The following is a 23,302-nucleotide window of genomic DNA, read 5'->3' as shown; positions in this document are numbered from 1 at the left end:
AGTTAAAAAGAAGCAACATCAGCCCGGATTCCGCAACTGGTGTTGCTTCAATTTCATATATGTGGAGAGATATTATGCATACTATAGACGTCGATTTAGTAGCAAGATTAATAAATGAACAATTTCCTGAATGGTCCGATTTAGAGATCAGGTCTGTAAAATTCAGTGGGCATGATAATCGGACTTTTCATTTAGGTGAACAGATGAGTGTGAGATTACCAAGTGCAGCCGCTTATGTTCCTCAAGTGGAGAAAGAACAACTATGGTTACCTTTTTTAAAGAAAGGACTGACGTTACCTATTTCAACACCATTAGCAAAAGGGACACCTACCAAAGAATATCCTTGGCCTTGGTCTATTAATAATTGGCTAGAGGGAGAGACTTTATCCCATGAGAACATTAATGATCTCAATCAATTTGCGAGAGACTTGGGAAGCTTTTTAATTGAATTACAGTCTATTGATGCTAGTGGGGGACCTTTAGCCGGAGAGCATAATTTTTATAGAGGTGGGTCCTTAGCTGTATATGATGAGGAATCTAGAAATGCGATTGAGCATAATAAAGATATTTTTAATGAAGGTCTATTGAAAAAGATCTGGGAACTGGCATTAGACTCTGAATGGGAGTCAGAACCAGTTTGGGTTCATGGTGATGTCGCACCTGGAAATATATTAGTCAAAGACGGACAGCTTTGTGCAGTCATTGATTTTGGCATATTAGGGGTGGGTGATCCTGCTTGCGATGCTGCAATGGCGTGGACTTTTTTTGATGAGGCTAGTAGAAGAATCTTTAAAAAGGTATTAAACATGGATGCACAAACGTGGAATAGAGCAAGAGGGTGGGCTTTATGGAAAGCACTGATCACCTATAATGGAAATCGATATTCTAACCCAACAGTAGCGGAAGAATCCTTGAATATTATCAATTTAATAGTAGAAGACATCGAATTGTAGAAATTGAACTACATAAAACATGTAAACTAAACCATAATAGTCAATAAGTACGAATGAGCATCAGTCAGATGATAAAGTGTTGTATTTAAATCTGAAAGAAAGGAATTTGTATGAACATTTAGCGACTGACAACGATTATCATATTAGAATTATTATAAATAACTTGACAGGCCTTAATTTGGTTAATTATAATAATTATAAATAGTATTCACTCTATTCATAAATTAAACCCAAAGGAGATTAAACAATATGTCATTAATCGGAACAGAAGTACTACCATTCAAAGCAAGCGCATTTCAAGATGGGAAATTTATCGATGTTACAGAAGAAAACTTCAAAGGTAAATGGAGTGTAGTTTGCTTTTACCCAGCTGACTTCACATTCGTATGCCCAACTGAACTAGAAGATTTGCAGAACCAATATGAAACCCTCAAACAACTAGGTGTTGAAGTATATTCCGTTTCTACTGACACACACTTTACACATAAAGCATGGCATGAAAGCTCCGCAGCAATTGGCAAGGTGAAGTACATTATGATCGGCGATCCTTCCCATGTGGTTTCCCGCAACTTTGATGTATTGATCGAAGCTGACGGTCTTGCTGATCGTGGTACATTCATCATTGATCCAGACGGTGTTATTCAAACTGTTGAGATTAATGCTGGTGGTATCGGCCGTGATGCTAGCGCTCTTGTTAACAAAATTAAAGCAGCGCAATATGTACGCAATCATCCAGGTGAAGTTTGCCCAGCGAAATGGTCGGAAGGTGCAGAAACTCTTAAACCAAGTCTCGATCTTGTAGGTAAGATTTAAGGAGCGAAAGCTAAATGAAACTAGATCAAGAAATAAAAGCTCAACTAGCGCAATACCTAGAACTCTTGGAAGGCGATGTAGTACTGAAACTCAGTGCAGGCGCTGACGAGGCATCACAAGAGATGACTGAACTAGTTGATGAAATTGCCAAAATGTCAGCTAGGATTACGGTGGAAAGAACCGAACTATCTAGAACCCCAAGCTTTAGTGTAAATCGTGTGGGTGAAGATACGGGCGTAACCTTTGCCGGAACTCCGCTTGGACACGAATTTACCTCATTAGTATTGGCTCTGTTGCAGGTTAGCGGAAGAGCTCCTAAGGTTGAGCAAAGTGTAATTGATCAGATCAAAGGCATTAGTGGCGAATATAAGTTTGAAACTTATGTTAGCCTGAGCTGTCATAATTGCCCTGATGTTGTACAAGCACTGAATCTTATGAGTATCTTTAATCCGGGCATTACCCATACGATGATTGACGGTGGAGTATTCAAAGAAGAGGTAGAAAGCAAAGAAATTATGTCTGTTCCAAGCGTCTACCTTAATGGTGAATTTTTCGAAAGTGGTCGTATGACGGTTGAAGAAATTTTAGCTAAAATGGGCAGCAGTGTGGACGCATCAGAGTTTGACAATAAAGCTCCATATGATGTGCTTGTTGTCGGCAGCGGCCCAGCTGGTGCAAGTGCAGCCATTTACGCGGCACGTAAAGGTATTCGTACAGGTATTGTTGCTGAACGCTTTGGCGGACAGGTTAACGACACGCTTGGTATCGAGAACTTTATTAGTGTGAAGTACACTGAAGGTCCTCAACTCGTAGCTAAACTTGAAGAGCAGGTAAAAGAGTATGGCATTGATGTGATGAAATTGCAGCGTGTCAGACGTCTAGACAAAAATGACTTAATTGAAGTTGAACTCGAGAACGGCGCTGTTCTAAAGAGTAAGACGGTCATTCTGTCTACAGGTGCTCGCTGGCGGAATATGGGCGTGCCTGGTGAAGCTGAATTCAAGAACAAAGGTGTAGCCTACTGCCCACACTGTGATGGTCCTTTGTTTGCAGGCAAAGATGTTGCAGTTGTTGGCGGCGGTAACTCAGGTATTGAGGCAGCTATTGACCTTGCAGGTATAGTGAAGCATGTAACGGTTCTGGAATTTGCTCCAGAGCTCAAAGCTGATGCTGTGCTGCAAGATCGTCTTTATAGCCTTCCTAACGTTACTGTTCTTAAAAACGTGCAAACTAAAGAAATTACCGGAACTGATAAGGTAAATGGTATTTCTTATGTTGATCGTGCGACAGAAGAGACTCACCATGTTGAATTGCAGGGTGTATTTGTACAGATCGGTCTGGTTCCAAATACAGAATGGCTAGGTGACACAGTTGAACGTACTCGTGTAGGTGAGATTGTTGTAGATAGCCATGGTGCTACTAGCTTACCAGGAGTATTTGCTGCTGGTGACTGCACTAATAGTGCTTATAAACAAATCATTATCTCGATGGGATCCGGTGCAACTGCAGCGCTAGGAGCATTTGATTATCTGATCCGTAACTAATCGATATTATTAGTAACAGCAAGAGAACGAAAGCCCTCACTTTTCACAAAGTGGGGGCTTTTTTTATGTTATTCGTCTTTTGTGAGAGAGAAATGGGTGTTTGTAAACTTTTTTGGAGGATTTTATGAAGATTTTCGCGAATACATATCTAAAATATGAATTAAGCAAAATTAAGGATTTAGATTAAATGCATGTATGTAAGGCATGATCTGGTTAGACTTGGTGCGCTATAAATAACGTTTTGCTGGAATGGAGACTATATTTCTGTGATTAACAACATTGAATCTTTAGACAAATTTATCTCACTTATGCCTATTATAAAATTATCTATCCCCGCTGATTTATCAATAGCGATATGTGATTTGGAACGGTTCGTTGCTTATTTTCCTGGCGACACCATAAATTTAAACATTAACGAAGGACAACCTTTACACAAAGAAGAACCGCTTTACTTAGCGATACAAGAGAATCGTACCTTGAAGTCCGATGTTCCAGCCCACTTTTATGGATTTGAGTTTACAGGTACAGCAACACCTCTTCACGATCAAACGGGACAAGTCATTGGCGGGATTGCAGTTCAGATTCGAAGACAAAGTGAATTAAAAGCCATTGTAGAACAAATCTCGGAATCATTATCCCAAGCCAATGAGCAAATTAATAATATTTCCTATGGTGTAAGTTCACTTTCCGATCACTCTCAGGAACTACTCATTCAATCTCAGCAGGCTGGAAAAGATGTGGAGAATACAACAGAAGTCCTATCCATTATAAATAGGGTTGCTGATCAAACGAATTTACTTGGGCTGAATGCTGCAATAGAAGCAGCGCATGCAGGTGAGAAAGGTAGAAGCTTTGAAGTCGTAGCCAAGGAAATCCGGAAATTTTCAAGGGAAACCGTCGCCTCGACGCAAAACATAAATAAAACCATGTTACAGATTAAGGGAATTACGAATCAAATGGCTAATTCGATAGAGAAGATAGCAGCTATCGGCCAAGAACAGGCGGCGTCTGTTCAGCATACTTCTACATTTATTGAGGAAATAAAGATAATGTCCCAAAAACTTAACGAGTTTGCTAATAAATTATAAAAAGAGATTCAGTAGCAGTATTTTTGTCGCAATAAAAGAAAATTTTAAACGTATATTTAAAATGATGAATGGTATAGTAAGATAGTAATGAGTAATCAACATAGGAGGAATAAATTATGTCAACGCCGCACAATGCAGCACAAAATGGTGAAATCGCCAAAACAGTATTAATGCCAGGAGATCCTTTGAGAGCGAAGTATATTGCAGAAACCTATTTGGAGAATCCAACCCAATTTAATACGGTACGTAATATGTTTGGATATACAGGAACTTATAAAGGCAAAGAGGTTTCTGTAATGGGTTCGGGAATGGGAATGCCAAGTATCGGTATTTATTCTTATGAACTATACAAAAACTATGGTGTGGAAAACATCATTCGTATCGGTAGTGCTGGAGCATACACAGATAAATTGAATTTATTTGACGTGGTGTTGGCGGATAGCGCGTGGAGTGAATCTACATATGCCTATGTGCAAAGCGGTGTAGAAGGAGATATCCAGCTGCCAAGTAAAGAATTGAACGAAGTCATTGAAGCAACGGCTACACGTATTAACAAGCCAGTTCTGACGGCGAGAATTCATTCCAGCGATGTATTCTATCATGAAGACAATGTGCCTGGAGTTAATGAATTTTACAATGAACATGGCTGTGTTTGTGTAGAAATGGAGAGTTATGCGTTGTTCCATAATGCGAAAGTGTTAGGTAAACAAGCTGCATGTATTCTTACCATTTCTGATTCGTTAGTTACTCATGCTGTAACCACGGCAGAAGAAAGACAAAATTCTTTCAACGGCATGATGGAAGTAGCTTTAGAAGCAGCGATTTCTATTTAATAAAAAAGATTAAGTAGCTTAAAAAGTTCTACGAGCAAAAGCTTGAGAGCCTATTAAATTCAGGATTAAGTCCTGATATTTAATAGGTTTTTTTTCTCATTTGTAAGGTTGTGGAAATGGATAGGTGAAGCGTGTAAATTATTGTTGTTTTTAATCAAAATTTAATGTTAAATTCGTAATAATTCTCTCGGATTATACCGATATAAAAATCAAACCAAATGGCTACAAATCTTAGAAAAGACATCTAATCTCCATATGGTGGAAGTATTTATATTTTGGTGTAATGCCAAAGGGGGAAAATTGTGATTAAGCGGAGTGGCAATCTTTTATTAGCAATAAGTTTAGTATTCTCTATCGTCAGTTCTCTGTTTATGCCTGCAGTAATTTATGCAGCACCCAGCAATAGCAATATCATAGATCAAAGCTCCACATCAGCTGGAAATTTGAGCAGTGTTGCATTTGGTAACAATGTTTTTGTAGCGGTGGGCCAAGGAGGGATATCTACATCATCAAATGGCGTAGATTGGTCTATCTCCAATAAGGCGGGGAACCCCAAACTAACTTCTATTGTGTTCGCTAATGGGCTGTTCTTAGCTATTGATGGTAGCGAAAAGGCAGTATACAATTCACTCGATGGTGAAAATTGGACAAAAAAAACGTTAGCTATCACACCGGAAAGGTTGAAAGCGGTCAATGGAAAGTTTTTTGTATGGCAGTCAGTATATAAACCTGGCACCAATCCACCTTCTTATAATGTAACTCTTCTACAATCCTCGGATGGCATTAACTGGACAGACACAGGAATCACTTCTACCAATGCAATATTCGGAATGCAAAGCTTAACGGATATTGCTTATGGCGACAACAAATATGTGGTCTCTGCTAACAATGCTGTCTATTATACCTCAACGAATCTGATCAATTGGACAACGGTTACCTTAACCGATCTTGTGATCAACCACTATAATTCTAGCTGGCCTTATGTTACGAATGTAATCTATTTAAATAATCGTTTCTTTAGTTATATCGTGACTCCTTATGCTAAAAAAGTATTCACCTCTACAGACGGTGTTAACTGGACCGTTGATGCCTCATGGGATAATAAGCAATTTTATGGGGGAGGTTCTTTAAATGGGAGCTATTTGTTGTTTGGGCAGGGCGTAATTTATAAATCTCCTGCGGCTCCGCTGGACAGCAGCCAGTGGACATCTTCGGATACCCATACAACAATGATGGTGAACAATATGGTTTACGGAAATGGCAAATATGTTGCCTCAGGGGGCAGCGGCTTGCTGGTTTCTTCTGACCTCTCGGCGTGGAGTAATGTCAGCGGTAATCTGAAAAGTATTGCTAAGGATGGTAATGGCAATTATGTTGCTGTCTCATCCGGGGAATATGGCTCTATTTACAAATCTACTAGCTCCGCAGTATGGAACGATGTCACACCCTCTAAGCTGCCGGGAATGAATGCGGTCACTTATGGAGCAGGGAAGTTTATTGCGGTTACAGATAAAGAAAACTACAATCTTAACGCCAAAGTGGTGACCTCGACCAACGGTGACACTTGGACTACGACAGATACCGGAGTGCAGGACAATCTGACAGGTATTGCTTTTGGCACAAATCAGTATATTGCAGTTTCCGATTATGGCGGAATTTATTCTTCAGTTAACGGAACCTCATGGACAGAGAGATTTAAAAATGGGGATTTTGCATTTAATACAGTAGCTTACTTGAATAATCAATTTGTAGCTCTTGGGATGAAATACAACAGTACTACTTATGAGCAAGAGAGCGTTGTTATCGCAAAATCATCGGATGGAATACAGTGGAATGTGCCCCTAGAGATTGGGTTCCCCAATACTTCTTTGAAGGGAATTGCCTATGATGGCAGAGCTTATATTCTGGTTGGAGAAGATACAATTAGCCAGCAGGCAGTAATTCTAACCACTGAGGATTTGGTAACTTTTACGAAGGTTACAATATCAGCTAGCGCACTAAATAATATCAGCTTTGGTAATGGAAGTTTTCTGGCTGTTGGAATGAAGGGGGAGTTATTCTCTTCGGCAGACGGTTCCACGTGGACTCAGGAAACATCAGATCTTACTTCTAATCTTAATGGCATTATTTACGATGGTACTAACTTTAAGGTCGTGGGGGATTATTTCACTAAAATGACCTTGAACCTAGGACCTACTCTTGCATATAGCATCACCGCCTCAGCGGCGACGTTGACACCTGTCGTAGGTGTGGATAATGGCATTACGCTGACCGTGAAGAATTCGCTGGGCGACACGGACACTCTGTTTACCGGAACAAAAGAAGTGACGGTAACGGGTTATGGTGTTGCGCCGGACGGATCGTACGGAAGCTTAGGAAGCACCGCTTTGGCAGCTTCACCGAGCAAGATCAACGTTAATTTCGTTGATGGTGTAGCTCAGGTGAACCTGAAGCTGAATAAAGCGGGAGCACAGGCTGTTGTGTTCAGCCAAGCAGGCGTAACCTCGCCAGCGGCAACGGCGCTGAACATTGCACCTGTCGCAGGCAGCACAGCGACAATGAAGCTGACCACAGGCGTAAGTGCTCCGCAAGCCAATGGCGGTAGCTTCGCGCAGCAGCCAGTAATTACTTTGCTGGATCAGTTTGGGAATGTAAACATTGGCGACAGCAGTACGGTTGTTACTGTGTCGAAGAAGGATGCAGGAAGCTGGACGTTGACGGGGAATGTGACGTTGACGGCAGTAGCGGGTGTCATTACCTTTACGGATCTGGGAGCTACGAATGCAGCTGGAATCACAGGAGCCCAACTGGCATTTGATGCGACAGGTCTTGCAGAGATCACTAGCGCTACCGTGAATCTTCCACAACCACAGGGAGCGCAAAGCATCACCGCCTCAGCAGCGACTTTGACACCAGTTGTAGGTGTAGATAATGGCATTACGCTGACCGTGAAGAACTCGCTGGGCAATACAGATACAACGTTCACCGGAACAAAAGAAGTGACGGTAACGGGTTATAATGTTGCGCCGGACGGAACGTACGGAAGCTTAGGAAGTACCGCTTTGGCGGCTTCACCGAGCAAGATCAACGTTGATTTCGTTGAGGGCGTAGCTCAGGTGGATCTGAAGCTGAACAAAGCTGGCGCGCAAGCGGTTATGTTCAGCCAAGCAGGTGTAGCCTCGCCAGCGGCAATGGCGCTGAACATTGCACCTGTCGCAGGTAGCACAGCGACAATGAAGCTCACTACGGACGTAAGTGCGCCACAGGCTAACGGCGGCAGCTTCGCGCAGCAGCCAGTAATAACACTGCTGGATCAGTTTGGGAATGTAAACATTGGCGAGAACAGTACGATTGTTACTGTTTCGAAGAAGGACGCAGGGAGCTGGACATTGACGGGAAATACGACATTGACGGCAGTAGCGGGCGTCATTTCCTTTACGGATCTGGGAGCCACGAATGTAGCTGGAATCACCGGAGCCCAACTGGCATTTGATGCGACAGGACTTCCACAGATCACTAGTGTAGCGTTGAATCTTCCACAACCACAGGGAGCGCAAAGCATCACTGCCTCAGCGGCGACGTTGACACCTGTCGTAGGTGTAGATAATGGCATTACGCTGACCGTGAAGAATTCGCTGGGCGACACGGACACTCTGTTTACCGGAACAAAAGAAGTGACGGTAACGGGTTATGATGTTGCGCCGGACGGAACGTACGGCAGCTTAGGAAGTACCGCTTTGGCAGCTTCACCGAGCAAGATCAACGTTGATTTCGTTGAGGGTGTAGCACAGGTGAACCTGAAGCTGAACAAAGCTGGCGCGCAAGCGGTTATGTTCAGCCAAGTAGGTGTAGCATCGCCAGCGGCAACGGCGCTGAACATTGCACCTGTCGCAGGTAGCACAGCGACAATGAAGCTGACCACGGGCGTAAGTGCTCCGCAAGCCAATGGCGGTAGCTTCGCGCAGCAGCCAGTAATTACTTTGCTGGATCAGTTTGGGAATGTAAACATTGGCGACAACAGTACGGTTGTTACTGTGTCGAAGAAGGATGCAGGAAGCTGGACGTTGACGGGGAATGTGACGTTGACGGCAGTAGCGGGTGTCATTACCTTTACGGATCTGGGAGCTACGAATGCAGCTGGAATCACAGGAGCCCAACTGGCATTTGATGCGACAGGTCTTGCAGAGATCACTAGTGCAGTTATTGACCTTACCTGGCCTGAACTTGCTGCGCCAAGTATTGAGTCTGTAACGGCAGGAAACGGACATATTCGAATTACTTGGAGTCCCGTATATGGTACCGATAGTTACGCTGTATATCAGTCTACAGCTTCAGGTGTTTATGGAGCTGAGGTAGCTACTATAAGTGGCTCTGAGAACAGTTACGATGCTGTAGGATTAATTAATGGAACTGCTTATTATTTTATTGTTAAAGCTGTTAATCCTGATGGTATCAGTGCGGCTTCCAATGAAGTAACTAGAACGCCTCAGGTTCCAGCGCCGGGCGCGCCAATACTTCATTCACCTGTGGCAAGTAATGGCATCATCGGCTTAACATGGGATCCGGTGAAGGGTGCGATTGGATACACTATATATCAAGGTATCACTTCCGGAATCTATGAGACACAAGTGGCTACAGTAAGCGAGTCCGTCTACAACTATGATGTGACAGGGTTAACTAATGGCCAATCTTATTATTTCGTAGTTAAGGCATCTAATCCGGGCGGGGAGAGTGCAGCTTCTAACGAAGTCAGCACGAAACCAAGAACATCACCATCTGCACCTACGGGCTTAATAGCAGTAGCGGGAGATGGCGAGGCGACTGTGACATTTGCAGTTCCTGATTCGAACGGGGGAACTCCAATTACGAATTATGAGGTTACTGCTTCTCCGGGTAATATCGTAACAGTTGGGGCAACAAGTCCAATAACGGTAACAGGTCTAGCGAATGGAACAACTTATTCGTTTACAGCTAAAGCGATTAATAGCGCTGGTAGTAGTGTAGCTTCTGAAGTTTCGAACTCCGTGACACCAAAGTCATCAACGGAGGTTGAGGTTACACCTACACCGCCAACACCAACACCAACACCAACACCAACAGAATCACCGACATCAACACCGACTGCACCACCTGCAACAACTGCACCACCTGCAACAGCAGGATCCACTGCTACAGCTACAGCTACACCATCTAGCAGCATGGTTGAGGTATTGGTGAACGGTAAGGTTGAAAATGCCGGAACAGCAACGATATCTGAGCATAACGGGCAGACGGTTACCACGATTGTTGTAGATCAGGCAAAAATAGAGCAACGCATCGAAAAGGAAGACCAGAATGCAATTATAACTATCCCTGTGACTGCGACTTCAGATGTGATTATTGGCGAGCTTAATGGTCAAATCATCAAAGATATGGAGCAGAAGCAGGCGCTGTTAATCATTCGTACTCCAAAGGGTACTTATACAATATCAGCAGCACAGATTGATATCAGTGCAATTTCAAAACAGTTTGGCACAGACATTGCTCTACAAGATGTGAAGGTGCAAATTTCAATTTCTGTTCCGACTGCGGATGTACTGAAAAGAATAGAAATGCTGGCAGCCAATGAAAAGCTAACGCTGGTAGCTCAGCCATTAGATTTCACGGTGAAAGTTACTTACGCTGGGAAAACTGTTGAACTCACTAAGTTTAATACCTATGTGGAAAGAACTATTCCTCTTGCGGATGGTGTAGACCTTAAGAAGATTACGACTGGGCTAGTGCTTGAAGCAGGGGGGACGATCCGCCATGTACCCACACAGATTGTTGCCATTGATGGCAAAAACTTTGCGAAAATACACAGTTTAACGAACAGTACGTATTTTGTAGTTCAAGATCCACAGAACTTCAAGGATGTCGTCACCCACTGGGCTAAGGACATTGTCAATGAGATGGCTTCCCGTAAGGTTATTAATGGAGTCGGTGACGATTTGTTTAACCCTAATCAGGAGATTACACGTGCAGAATTTGCGGCGATTATCGTACGTGGATTGGGATTGAAATTGGAGAGCGGAACAACATCCTTTACGGATGTGAAGGTCTCAGATTGGTATAATGATGCGGTGCAGACAGCTTACTCCTATAAGCTAATCAACGGTTTTGAGGATGGAGCGTTCCATCCTACAGACAAGATTACTCGGGAACAGGCGATGAGTATTATTGCTAAAGCTATGGTGATTACCGATTTGAAGACAAAACTTCCTGCCAAAGAAGCAAGCGAGCTGCTGAGCATTTACACGGATGCGAATGAAGCATCAGGCTGGGCGAAGAGTGGCATTGCAGACAGCCTGCAAGCAGGAATCATCACGGGCAGAAGCGGAAATGTACTTGCCCCACAAGCCTTCATTACGAGAGCAGAAGTTGCGGCTATCATCCAAAGATTGCTGCAACAATCAGATTTGATTTAATACACGGTACTGATTCGAGAGGATCCTTCATGCAGGAAGAGCTGCGGAGGGTCCTCTTTATTTTATTAGGTCAGAGACAATCATTTGTTGCTTTTTTATTGACAAGAAGAAAAATCCAGTTAATAATAACATATGAACACATGCTCATATGTTATTATTAACTGGAGCTTTTGAATGTAACTACGCAGGGCTACGAATACTATCTAGCTGAAGGTAATAGGAGGTTAAGCATGATGAACAAGAAGAAAAGACACAATCATCAGGTCGAGAATGCACACAGGCAACAGGCCAATCACGATCACAGTAACCACGACCACGCTCATGAAGGACACAGTCACTCTCATGAAGGACACAATCACTCGCATGGCGCTCACGGGCATCATCATTTTGATCCAAGTGGAAATAAAAAAGGGCTTATGATTGCGTTAATCATTACGGTTGGAATTATGTTTTTGGAGTTTTTTGGAGGGTTAATTACCAACAGCTTAGCCCTGTTATCGGACAGTGGGCATATGCTAAACGATGCAAGCTCTCTAGCATTAAGCCTAGTAGCGGTCTGGTTCGCAACCAAACCTGCTTCTCCGAACAAAACGTACGGATTTCATCGATTTGAAATTTTAGCGGCACTTTTAAACGGAGTTACTTTATTTGTAGTTGCTGGATTTATCATTGTAGAAGCTTATGGGCGATTTTTTGATCCGCCGACGGTTGCCAGTGGTTCTATGATGCTGATCGCAAGTATTGGTCTTTTAGCCAATGTAGCTAGTGCATGGTCGCTTATGAGAAAAGGGGATGTGAAAAATAATATTAATCTCCGTAGTGCTTATCTCCATGTGCTTGGTGATGCTTTAGGTTCGGTAGGGGCGATTATTGCCGGTTTAATTATGATGATTTTTGGCTGGTATGTTGCAGATCCTATCATAAGCGTTCTGGTTGCTCTATTGATTCTTAGAGGGGCATGGGGAATTATCAAACATACCGTTCATGTCCTTATGGAAGGCACACCGATTACAATTAATCCAGCTGAAGTAAAGGAAATCCTCGAAAGCATTGAGGGGGTTAGAAATATTCATGACCTGCATATCTGGACCATAACTTCGGGCTTAGATTCACTCAGCTGTCATATCTTAATTGAAGAGGAAGCAGATGACCAACGCATTTTGCAGCAAGCGATTCGGTTAATTGCCGATCATTTCAAAATTCAACATACAACCATTCAGGTTGAAACTTCCGCTATAGTTCATGAAGAATTGAAAATCTAATCAATGATTTATTTTTTGAATAGAATAGGGGGGCTATAGTATAATAAAAATACGAGGAAAGGGGTGATCGGTGCATGGATAATCTGACTCACGAGCATGAATCATGCAGTACGGATGAGCGGAAAAGTCATCACTCAGATAAAACTAAAAAGAATTTGATTAGCCGGCTCAATAGAATTGAAGGTCAAGTTAGAGGGCTAAAAGGGTTAATTGAAAAAGACACCTATTGTGATGATGTGCTGCATCAAATCTCCTCGGTCCAATCTGCATTGAACGGCGTGGGCAAGCTTTTGCTGGAGCATCATATGAAAAGTTGTGTAGTGGAACGTATCCATGATGGTGAGAACGAGGTACTGGATGAGCTATTAGTTACCATCAATAAATTAATTAGATAATTGATCAATCGGAAGGATTCCTTGGAATCCTTTTTTATTTGCTCAAATTGGGTATATATAGAGTAGGGGACTATCCTAATTTATGATTTCGAGAGGAGTATGTGTTATGGCACATCAAAACTACAAAGAGTGTATTGAAGAGTGTTTGAAATGTATGGTAGCTTGTAATCACTGTTACTCAGCTTGTTTGGATGAGGATCATGTGGGGATGATGAAGGAGTGCATTCGCCTGGATCGTGAATGTGCAGATATATGCGAGTTCGCAGCTCATGCGATGTCGATGAACAGTAAATATGCAAAAGAAATTTGTCTGGCTTGTGCAGAAGCTTGTGAAGCCTGCGGCAACGAATGCCAAAAGCATGATCATGAACATAGCCAGCAATGTGCAGAAGCTTGTTTTGCTTGTGCAAAAGTTTGCCGTGAAATGGCGGCATAAATTAAAGCTTGAAACTGAAAGGGCTGCCGCGGCAGTCCTTTATTCATGAATAGGAAGCCAAATCTAAGGGCAACTAGTGAGGTTTTGTAAAATTATTAAGCAATATAGGTAAATATAGTGTTAAAATTTATTGAAATAATACCTTTATAATCAAGAGATATAGATGCCATAGGGGATGGCTGAGAAAAAACAGAATGAGGGGGATGTTAACAACGTTATGATCAATCTTAGTCCAGAACGACTCCAGCAAGTTAGCTACATAGGGATTACTGAAACTGATTTAGAATTATTAAAAAGCAAGGAGAAAGAATTCAAATTAATCGTTAGCTCATTGGTTGAGGAACTGTATAAACAGATGACGATGGAGCCAGAATTGCTCCACATCATTGAGCAGCATAGTACACTGGATCGATTAAAAGAAACACAGCAGTGGTATTTTTTATCCATGGCCTCTGGTGTGATCGATGAAGCATTTATTGAAAGACGTTTGCTTATCGGGAAAATCCATTCTCGTATTGGATTAACAACGAATTGGTATTTGGGGACGTACATATTATATCTGGATCTGGCTACTGCTTATTTTGAACGGATATTACCAAACGAGTGGAAGCCTGTTATTCATGCCTTAACCAAGATGTTTAATCTCGATTCACAGCTCGTTCTTGAAGCCTATGAAGTGGATGAAAAAGCAAAAATTGAAAACTTGCTGGAGAAGCAAAATCACCTGCTTACAGGAGTGAGTTCAGCCGTTCAGGAGCTGGTATCTTTGATGGTTCAATTAAAGGATAGCAGTGAATCGATAGAAAGTTTAGCTAGTAAAAATGCTGATTATCAAGAGAAAACGCATCAAACGGTATTATATTTGGACAAAGAGGTGGAGTCTATTCATCAAGTGGGTACGATGATTAGAGAAGTGGCAGATCATACGCATCTTTTAGGCTTAAATGCGGCTATCGAAGCCGCCAGAGCTGGGGAGTTTGGAAGAGGGTTTGAAGTTGTGGCTAATGAAGTTCGTAAGCTAGCCCGCCGCTCAAAGGATTCATTGGTAACCATTGACCAGAAACTAGACAATATCAATGCCACCCTTTCCAAGGTGAAAAAAGAATCGGAACATAACTCAATGTATTCCAAGGATCAAGTCAAAAGCTCTCAAGAGCTGGCTTCCTTCGTGAACTTAATTGAAAAAGTGACTGCTGAGTTAGAGAGCTTGAAATGAAGCTGCCACGGATTGAAACACTCCTTCAGAAAATTCTGAGGAGTGTTTTTTGTTTGAAATATAAGAAGTTATTAGCGGTCTAGCTTAGACATCAGTTTTGGAGACACCGTTTAAGCTGGGCACATAATCAGCAGCCTTATCGATGTTCACCATCTGAGCGGCTTCATTGAAATTGTTGTTATTCTCCGCATTGTTTTTCTTGCTCGGTTGATGTTTTCCTGGAGCTTCTTTGGGATTGGCGTTATTTTTGGGCATGACAGTCACCTCCATATTCTTCACCTAGTATGAGAAGGTAGTTTGAATTTTATGCCAGCAGTTGACAAATGTATCATTAAAAGATATAGTTCATTTAATGATATATCTTTTAATGATACATATGAGGAGGTGATTAAGTGTCAAGAACGGACTCATTGGAAATGGGAGAGCTCACAGACACTGCATTTTATATTCTCTTATCTTTAGTCGAAGCCAAACACGGATATCTAATTATGAAATCGATCGAAACGATGACGAACAATCAATTTTCAATTGGGCCTGCTTCCATGTATACAACCATTAAGAAGCTGTTAGCGGCTGAATTTATTGAGCTGTATAAAGAAGAAGAGGATGACAAACGAAAAACGTATATTGCAACAGAAAAAGGGATTGGATTGCTAAGAAAAGAAGTAGAGCGCCGAAAAGAAATGATTAGACATGCAGAACAAATTCTCAAATAAAAGGTGGGGAATAGGCATGAAGAATACAAAATATGTGACCAGCGGGGGCTTAGCTTTTACTGAAAAAGGTGATATGCAGAAATTGAGTAAGTATGCCAAAAGGGGCTGGCTCCTGGAAAGCTTTGCACCATTTGGTTATAAGTTAAGAAAGGGAGATCCCCAGACTTTTGAGTACAGTGTAGATTATCACACGAATGTGGATGAGGAGTATTATTTGATTTTTGAAGATGCCGGATGGACCTATGTCTGTTCTGCCGGAAATGGGTTTCATATCTTTCGGGCAGCTGCAGGTACGGCGCCTATCTACTCAGACACTGGGACCCTCATTGACAAATATGAACGTGAAAAGAAAACGATGAGCAAAGCAGCCTTGCCATTGCTTATAGCTTTGATTGTTTTTATCTTCCTAGCGATCTTGGGCGTTAATGGATGGTTACCTGAGATGGTGAGGAATATCAGCCTAGTGTTAGTAGTGGTCACACTTTGTATGTTGGTCTTTCCGGGTCTTCCATACATTGCGTATCGACTTAAATTAAATAAATTACGAGAATAGCGAATGAATTTTTATCTAAAGGATGTATGCACAGCCATGAATGAAGTTGGTTGTGGAACCATCCTTTTTTTAGTTGAGGAGTGAGAACAAATCTAAGTCTCAGATATATAGTACTAATGATCTATTAATGGGATTTATTATATATTAATTCCATATTCTGTATTACAATGATGGCGAATACGAATTAGCTTGCTGTTTTCTTTCAAATTTATTACCACAATTGAAGAGGAGGCAATGAATGATGAAGAAGAATGCAAAGCTTAGGTTGAGTTGGAGAAGCCTTATTGTCGTATGTTTGGTAATTAGTATTCTTCCTGCCGGTTCCGCGTTTGCAGCAGTGAACAAACCTTTTCCGCAACACACCACCTATACGAGTGGATCTATCAAGCCGAACAATGTAACCCAGACCAGTATGGATAATTCAGTGAAGACCAAATGGGATGCGTGGAAAACGGCCTATCTCAAACCAGCTGGCACTGGCAAATATTACGTTAAGTATAATTCAGATGGAGAAACGGTATCTGAAGCACATGGTTACGGGATGTTGTTCACAGTTTTGATGGCTGGTTATGACAGTAATGCTCAGACTTATTTTGACGGCTTATATAATTATTACAAGGCTCATCCAAGTACAATTAACCCTTATTTGATGTCCTGGAAGCAAAATAGCAGCTTTCAAAACATTGAAGGAGAGGATTCGGCTACAGATGGAGATATGGATATAGCTTTCTCATTGCTGCTTGCGGACAAGCAGTGGGGAAGTAGTGGTACGATCAATTATTTACAAGCTGCAAAAGATATCATCAATGCGATTATGGACAATGAGATTAACCAGACACAGTGGACGATCCGTCTAGGTGACTGGGCGAATAGTGGCTCGTATAATACAGCAACTAGACCTTCGGATTTCATGCTAAATCATTTAAAAGCATTCCAACAGGCTACAGGAGATACCCGCTGGACGAATGTTATCGATAAAACGTACACGATTATAAATAGCCTTTATACGGGTTATAGTTCTAGCACTGGACTCTTGCCTGATTTCGTAGTTTACTCTGGGGGTGTGTATAAACCTGCTGCGGCGAATTTCCTTGAGGATGCCAATGACGGGAATTACAATTACAATTCTTGTCGTACCCCATGGCGGATCGCAACAGATTATTTGATTACTGGAGACAGCAGGGCGCATACGCAGCTTAATAAGATGAATAGCTGGATTAAGACTATAGTAAGCAGTACACCTGGTAGTATAAAAGATGGGTACAAGCTAAACGGAACCGTATTTGGAAGTTACAATAGCGGTGCTTTCTATGCTCCATTTGGGGTCAGTGCGATGACCTCATCAACTTACCAAAGCTGGTTGAATTCTCTCTGGAGCCACACAGCAAGCAGTGCTGCAGAAGATTACTATGAAGACAGCATCAAGCTATTTTCGATGATCGTTATGTCTGGCAACTGGTGGACCTATTAAGAGAATATTTAGGTAGAAAAAGGCTGCCCCCAAAACGTTCATGCCCAAAACTATAAAAGCCAAACAGAACAGCGATTCTCCTAATATTGGAGAATCGCTGTTCTGCATTTTTGGTCAACTGCAGCTTGCTTCAGTAGATTATGGGCAAGTGAAAGCCACCCGATCTCTAACGTCACTTTTTTGTGCCGCAAAGCAGAAATCACTGGAATCCCCGAGATCCCCGCAATCTTCGTTTGTTCTTCGGTTATCCAAATACACTTTGCGGTTCCGTCATTCGGCGTACGGCGGAGCATCCTTTATTTGATAACCAATTGAATCATGGGGCGTACCTAATGATGCTCCAAATGATGCAATAAGTGAAGCACTTATACAGCAATTAGGGAATTTCTCCCTGAAATTCAGAGATTTCTGTTCATAAGACATATAATTAGGGAAAACTTCCCTAAATTTTGGCCGATTCAGTAACTAATAAAGAAATCTCCCTGATTATTAGGGAGGAATTCCCTGATTTTGTCCTTTTAGAGCGAATATCGGCTATTTTCAGGGAGTATTTCCCTAATTAGTTTACACTTACGCTGCCCATCGCCCATCGCCCATCGCCCATCGCACACCATTTCCCTATTTTTGGGACAACCTTTCTGAAGACTTTGCGGCATACAGATAAGCAGTACCGCAAAAGAATTGTGGTTTTAGCGAACGTTGTTTTCGGTGAAACGTCCTGCCAGTTTATATACAATTGGATTAAATAGGAAAATGTAGTTCCTTATATCTAAAAAAGGCAGGTGATAATATTGCTCTCAGACAAGAAACAATCTCTACTATTTATTATTATCGTATGGGCAATGGCGTTAGGGATGTTGCTGCTTCCGGAATCGGCACAGGGTCTGTATGGGTTTACTCCTTTTTTCGCAGTATGTATCATGATGTTTCTGATTGTGAGAGATGGATACAGTGCTGAGGGATGGAGAAGGTTGGGCTTCAAATTTAGGGGAGGCAAAGAATACATATTGGCTTTAGTTATTCCCTTAGGTTCACTGGGAGCGGGTTATGCTGTCTATTGGATGGAATGGACTTCAAGCTTAATTCCTCCAGATTCATGGATCGAGATTGTTATATATTTGCTCGTTTACATTGTCCTTGGTTCGTTATCTGCTTTGGGGGAAGAGATCGGTTGGAGGGGTTGGCTGCTCCCGCGTTTTCAATGGATGGGAAGAGTAAGTTCTAGTGTAACAATGGGCTTAATCTGGGCTATATGGCATTATCCGGCGATTCTTGGGCCGCGTGCTTATCATTCCTCTGGAAGCCGCTGGCTCGTGGTGGTGCTCTTTACCTTATCTGTTATGTTTGCGGGCATCATTATAAATGAACTGCGTCTGTCCTCCGGTAGTATTTGGCCGGCAGTGCTTTTACACGGAACTAATAATGCTGTAGATAGTGTTTTGCACAATATTACTGTCAGTTCTTCACCTATGTTGGAGTATGTGGCCGGGGAGAGCGGTTGGGTTCCAATGATTTTATATGGGTGCGCAGCGATATGGATTCTGAATCGAAACCACAGAGTGAAACAGCAAAAAGACAGAATAGAGCTATAATTCAATGCGGACATTTAGAAGGGAAGGAATATCATGCATAAAAGTATATAATTTCCTGTGTGATTCATATAAAATGGTAGGGGAATACCAACTAAGAATAGAGATATGTATAATTTTGTTCGTTCGGGGGATTTGAAATGACAGTAAAACTCCGCCAGTTATTCATATCAGGGTTACTTTGCATTTTTACTTTTCTTATTATTCATTTTGTGGGGGTCATTCACTCTAATATCTTGCTTGGCGTTGGTCTGGAGCAGAATGAACGAGGGCAATATTATATTGCTGAGGTAGACGTTTTTAGCGAAGGGTATAAACAGAATTTAAGGGAAGGGGATATCTTATTACGGGTTAATGGGAAACCGATTGACAAAGTGGATGAAGCTGTTAGATATGGAAGCTTAACTCAGGTTCAATCTGTTGACCTTCTTCGTAACTTCAAGGGGGGTGCTCCACTTGCTTTGCATTATGATATTGAGAATAAATCCTCCATATATCATACGTTTACCCAGCTTGTAGTCCCTGGAGCGACATTTGTTTTTTTGGCAGTGTTAAGCCTTCTATTATACCGCAGGAGAAGCGGGGAGCGCTCAGCAGAGCTGCTGATTTTATTCTTTTTATTAGTCGGAATAACTTACTTTGCGGGATATGCCTCAAGTAGATCTGATCTTATAGGTAGAATCGCGATGGGTTGCGTGTTGCCTTTAATTCCACTGGTTTTTATTCACTTTCTCCAAGTATATCTGAAACGATTTGATGTATTAGTTTTATCTACTACTGTAATCAAAATATACTACGGCCTGGTTATTTTATTAAGCCTATTTTCTACCTCCAGTCTAATGGTTTACTCATGGGATAGATCCTTGTATTCCTTTATAAGGTTAATTATTATTGGGTTCTTTGTTTTTGGGATTTTTTACAGCATATTTAAGCTGCTATATTTATACATTACTTATCGAAGCACAGCGCTTAAATCGATGTTTAAAATTATGCTTACCGGACAAATCCTTGCGTTTACACCTTTTGTTCTCTTCTCAGCTGCACCCATTGCTGTTGGGGTCAACTTGATTCCTTACGAAATTACTACGATCTTTTTGTTTTTGATGCCAGTTACTTATTTTTATCTGCTGACGGCTAGGCAACTATTTGATATTGATTTCGCTTTTAATCGGTTTAAATATTATTTAATAATTGCTTTTTTTCCGGCGCTAATGATTGTAGCCGTACTTGCGATCATTCAGAGCAGGCAAGAGTATGATTGGATCAAATGGATTCAGATGTTTTTGGTTGTATATTTATCTATTACAATCTTTTTATTCTTTAAGGAGAAAATAGATTATTATTTCCGGCCTAAATTGTTCCGTGAGCTTTATCATTATCAAGGTAGTCTGGAGCGATTCTCGAAGCAAATCTCCAAGGTGATGAAGCGGTCTGATTTGGAGGCTGCAATTTACAAGGAAATCAATGAGATTTTACCGGTTAGTCTGTCTGCTTTTTTTGAGAGAGATGAGGATATGAGTAACCTCGAACAAATAGTCGACAATTCGGGCCAAGAGATCAACATAGAATTTTTATCGAAATCTCCAGTTTTTAAGGTAGGAGAAGTAGTTCAACTCAAACAGGGGATCTTACTCGTAATCGGACGTCACCAAAAAAAATTTAATCTCCTCTGGATTGATCATAAGAAGAATCATACAAAACTTAATTCGGATGAGCTTAATTGGTTAAATACCCTCGCAAATTATGCGAGTATTGTTTATGAGAATTTATATCTTATTGAAGGCTTGATTGAAGACCTTGAAGCAGAGATGAAAAAAGAGTTACATGCAGCACCATGGGTTCTACGCCTGATCTTTAACTTATCAGAGAAAGAACGCAGAAAGCTGGCGGCAGATTTACATGATTCTGCTCTTCAGGATCAGCTCATTTGGCTTCGCAGGCTGGAAACACTGATCTCCGATCATGATATTGAGGCGGATATTTTGCCAGAGCTGCTTCAGATTAAAGAGGGACTTCTGGATGTGATATATCAGATTAGGGAGACCTGCAATGAACTGCGTCCGCCGCTGCTAAGAGAGACCGGAATTGTGAAGGCACTGGAACTATTGTTTGAGTATGCCCAGCTGCAGTCTAACTACATTATCACCTTTACATCCAGTCCGATTGGTGAGCTAAGTGATGATCTGGTGATTGCGTTGTATCGAATAGTACAGGAGCTCCTGCGGAATGCCGGGAAACATGCCAAGGCGAATCAGATTGAAATTGAGCTGGACCAGCAAGAGCATCTCTATTTCCGATATAAGGATGATGGGATTGGCATGAATATAGTTGATATCAGGGAATCTTTTCAGCATATGGGCCTGTCCGGAATCAAAGAACGTGTTGCGAGCTTAGAGGGGCAATGCACTTTTAACTCGGAGAAAGGGAAGGGACTGGAGGTTATTATTTATTTACCGACAATGGCTTTTGTAGAAGAAAAGCACAGAGGAGGCGATGACGATGATACGTATCTTGTTGGTTGATGATCATCCTTCAGTCGGAGAAGGAACCAAAACTATGATTGAGCAGGACGCGGATATGGAGGTTACTTTTGTTTTGTCAGCGATGGAAGCTTTGGATAGGCTGGAGCAACAAGAATTTGATGTGATCTTATGCGATCTCAACATGCCTACGATCAGCGGACTTGAATTCGCCAAAAGAGCCGTTCAACGTGATCCTGAATCTAAAGTGGTGATTTATACCGGATATGAGATCAGTGCTCATTATAATCTTTTGATGGAGTCAGGGGTCACAGGATTTATCTCTAAGACAGCTTCCCGAGAACAGTTGTTAAATACCATTCGTTGTGCACTGAGGAATGAGGCGGTCATTCCGGTGTCTTTACTTAAACAGCTACGAAGAAATGATATCAAGATTTCTAATCACCGGGATAATCGGCTGCTTGAAGAAGTGTCCATTAATCAAAGAGAACAGGAAATACTCCAAGAAGTAGCTAGTGGAAAAAGCAATAAAGACATAGCCAGCAAGCTTTTAATGTCACAAAGGACTGTGGAGTATAACCTGACGAGAATCTTTGAGAAGCTTAGTGTACATTCCAGATCCGAGGCTATTGTTGAGGGTAAACGACTAGGTCTTGTTAGGATGGAGACTTTCTAAGTTGAAGCCCATACAACCCAATACATAGTTTTGTTAGTTTTATTCATGGTGTTAAGCACCTCACTTTGACATCTTGATCGTCATTACCTGTAATTCATAATTCTGAACCATTCTGGTATTTAGAAGTATTATTCTGAAAAAATCAAGGAGGAACATCCATATGATTGACATGAACCAACTATTTTTGATTACAGATATCCCAGGTTACTCGCCGCAAATCAGCCGACTTTTATCCATGATGAACTATGCAAGATATACAACATTAGAAGCCGTTAAGGGTCTAACTGTGGAACAACTGGATTATTTATTGGATGCTCAGAGTAACTCTATTGGAGCGTTATTATTGCACTACGCTGCTGTAGAATATGCATATCAAGTGGCAACGTTTGAGCAAAGAGATTTGTCTGAAGAAGAGCTAACAAGATGGGGACCAGCATTAAATTTAGGCGACGAAGGACGAGCCAATATTAAGGGGAATGACCTAAGCTATTATTTAGATCGCCTAAATGAAGTTAGACAAAAGACTTATGAATTATTCGCAACCGTCGATGATAATTGGTTATATACTGAAGAGGAATTCTGGCATAACAAACCTGCGAACTACTATTTTATGTGGTTTCACGTTTTTGAGGATGAAATCAATCATAGAGGCCAGATTAGGCTGATCCGAAAAAGAGCACTAGCTTAAGAAAGGAAGCGCGCGAATGGAGTACATAGAGAAAACTATAAAGCCTTTATTTAAGAAATATCCGCTGCTCTCGAAATTTGTATTAACAGTGGTGATTATAGACATCGTTTATTACGCCGGAAAACAAGTTGGAGGATTAGCTT

The 23,302-nt window shown here is 41.6% G+C and carries 18 protein-coding genes and 1 pseudogene; 17 read left to right on the top strand and 2 right to left on the bottom strand.

From position 1 onward, the window contains the following. Window positions 1–74 precede the first annotated feature (74 nt). The 10 genes from NSS82_RS31425 (at window position 75) to NSS82_RS31380 (ending at window position 14,986) form a co-directional block, all read left to right on the top strand. Window positions 75–953 (top strand): aminoglycoside phosphotransferase family protein, encoded by an 879-nt coding sequence (locus NSS82_RS31425; protein ID WP_076273178.1) that lies wholly within the window; start codon window positions 75–77, stop codon window positions 951–953. Window positions 954–1,202: 249 nt separating this feature from the next. Next, complete coding sequence (ahpC, locus tag NSS82_RS31420) at window positions 1,203–1,766, top strand: alkyl hydroperoxide reductase subunit C (protein WP_036681373.1); 564 nt, start codon at window positions 1,203–1,205, stop codon at window positions 1,764–1,766. A 14-nt stretch (window positions 1,767–1,780) separates the two neighbouring features. Beyond that, window positions 1,781–3,310: an alkyl hydroperoxide reductase subunit F gene (ahpF, locus tag NSS82_RS31415; RefSeq protein ID WP_036681374.1), complete on the top strand. Its 1,530-nt coding sequence runs from the start codon at window positions 1,781–1,783 to the stop codon at window positions 3,308–3,310. Window positions 3,311–3,576: 266 nt separating this feature from the next. Beyond that, on the top strand, window positions 3,577–4,398 hold the full coding sequence (locus NSS82_RS31410) for a methyl-accepting chemotaxis protein (RefSeq protein WP_036681377.1): 822 nt from the start codon (window positions 3,577–3,579) through the stop codon (window positions 4,396–4,398). 116 nt (window positions 4,399–4,514) lie between these two features. Next, complete coding sequence (gene deoD / locus NSS82_RS31405; protein WP_076273179.1) at window positions 4,515–5,231, top strand: purine-nucleoside phosphorylase; 717 nt, start codon at window positions 4,515–4,517, stop codon at window positions 5,229–5,231. Window positions 5,232–5,533: 302 nt separating this feature from the next. After that, on the top strand, window positions 5,534–11,677 hold the full coding sequence (locus tag NSS82_RS31400; RefSeq protein ID WP_340961250.1) for an S-layer homology domain-containing protein: 6,144 nt from the start codon (window positions 5,534–5,536) through the stop codon (window positions 11,675–11,677). 230 nt (window positions 11,678–11,907) lie between these two features. Further along, a complete protein-coding gene (locus NSS82_RS31395) occupies window positions 11,908–12,939 on the top strand; it encodes a cation diffusion facilitator family transporter (protein WP_305953527.1) in 1,032 nt (343 codons plus the stop codon). Window positions 12,940–13,013: 74 nt separating this feature from the next. Next, the gene (locus tag NSS82_RS31390) at window positions 13,014–13,334 is read left to right on the top strand and encodes a metal-sensitive transcriptional regulator (RefSeq protein ID WP_076273491.1); all 321 of its coding nucleotides are present in this window, start codon (window positions 13,014–13,016) and stop codon (window positions 13,332–13,334) included. Window positions 13,335–13,440: 106 nt separating this feature from the next. After that, window positions 13,441–13,770: a four-helix bundle copper-binding protein gene (locus tag NSS82_RS31385; protein ID WP_076273492.1), complete on the top strand. Its 330-nt coding sequence runs from the start codon at window positions 13,441–13,443 to the stop codon at window positions 13,768–13,770. A gap of 175 nt (window positions 13,771–13,945) precedes the next feature. Then, window positions 13,946–14,986 (top strand): globin-coupled sensor protein, encoded by a 1,041-nt coding sequence (locus NSS82_RS31380; RefSeq protein WP_306032061.1) that lies wholly within the window; start codon window positions 13,946–13,948, stop codon window positions 14,984–14,986. A gap of 84 nt (window positions 14,987–15,070) precedes the next feature. Here NSS82_RS31380 and NSS82_RS31375 read toward each other — a convergent pair whose 3' ends face one another. Beyond that, on the bottom strand, window positions 15,071–15,241 hold the full coding sequence (locus NSS82_RS31375; RefSeq protein WP_162636851.1) for a hypothetical protein: 171 nt from the start codon (window positions 15,239–15,241) through the stop codon (window positions 15,071–15,073). A gap of 137 nt (window positions 15,242–15,378) precedes the next feature. On the opposite strand from NSS82_RS31375, the gene NSS82_RS31370 reads away from it, so the two are divergent. The 3 genes from NSS82_RS31370 to NSS82_RS31360 all read left to right on the top strand — a co-directional run bounded on the left by NSS82_RS31370 (window position 15,379) and on the right by NSS82_RS31360 (window position 17,726). Next, complete coding sequence (locus tag NSS82_RS31370; protein ID WP_036681391.1) at window positions 15,379–15,702, top strand: PadR family transcriptional regulator; 324 nt, start codon at window positions 15,379–15,381, stop codon at window positions 15,700–15,702. A gap of 16 nt (window positions 15,703–15,718) precedes the next feature. Then, window positions 15,719–16,255, top strand: coding sequence for a DUF2812 domain-containing protein (locus NSS82_RS31365; RefSeq protein WP_036681393.1), 537 nt, complete (start codon window positions 15,719–15,721; stop codon window positions 16,253–16,255). Between the two features lie 238 nt (window positions 16,256–16,493). Next, window positions 16,494–17,726 carry a glycosyl hydrolase family 8 gene (locus NSS82_RS31360; protein WP_340961249.1) on the top strand — a complete coding sequence of 411 codons (1,233 nt, stop codon included), beginning with the start codon at window positions 16,494–16,496 and terminating at the stop codon, window positions 17,724–17,726. A gap of 80 nt (window positions 17,727–17,806) precedes the next feature. On the opposite strand, the pseudogene NSS82_RS31355 reads toward NSS82_RS31360, so the two are convergent. After that, window positions 17,807–18,012 (bottom strand): annotated as a pseudogene (locus NSS82_RS31355) (hypothetical protein); the annotation flags it as partial. Window positions 18,013–18,508: 496 nt separating this feature from the next. On the opposite strand from NSS82_RS31355, the gene NSS82_RS31350 reads away from it, so the two are divergent. The 4 genes from NSS82_RS31350 to NSS82_RS31335 all read left to right on the top strand — a co-directional run bounded on the left by NSS82_RS31350 (window position 18,509) and on the right by NSS82_RS31335 (window position 23,159). Then, window positions 18,509–19,318, top strand: coding sequence for a CPBP family intramembrane glutamic endopeptidase (locus NSS82_RS31350; RefSeq protein ID WP_340961248.1), 810 nt, complete (start codon window positions 18,509–18,511; stop codon window positions 19,316–19,318). 137 nt (window positions 19,319–19,455) lie between these two features. After that, window positions 19,456–21,837 (top strand): ATP-binding protein, encoded by a 2,382-nt coding sequence (locus NSS82_RS31345; RefSeq protein ID WP_076273494.1) that lies wholly within the window; start codon window positions 19,456–19,458, stop codon window positions 21,835–21,837. Further along, window positions 21,815–22,471: a response regulator transcription factor gene (locus NSS82_RS31340; RefSeq protein WP_038573390.1), complete on the top strand. Its 657-nt coding sequence runs from the start codon at window positions 21,815–21,817 to the stop codon at window positions 22,469–22,471. Before NSS82_RS31345 ends, NSS82_RS31340 begins: the two co-directional genes overlap by 23 nt. 169 nt (window positions 22,472–22,640) lie before the next feature. Further along, window positions 22,641–23,159 carry a DinB family protein gene (locus NSS82_RS31335; RefSeq protein WP_038574881.1) on the top strand — a complete coding sequence of 173 codons (519 nt, stop codon included), beginning with the start codon at window positions 22,641–22,643 and terminating at the stop codon, window positions 23,157–23,159. Window positions 23,160–23,302: the final 143 nt, after the last annotated feature.

The organism is Paenibacillus sp. FSL H7-0735, from assembly GCF_038008505.1.
In the GTDB taxonomy this organism is placed as follows: Bacteria; Bacillota; Bacilli; order Paenibacillales; family Paenibacillaceae; genus Paenibacillus_AQ; species Paenibacillus_AQ odorifer.
This window is presented reverse-complemented; position numbering and strand designations above follow the sequence as displayed.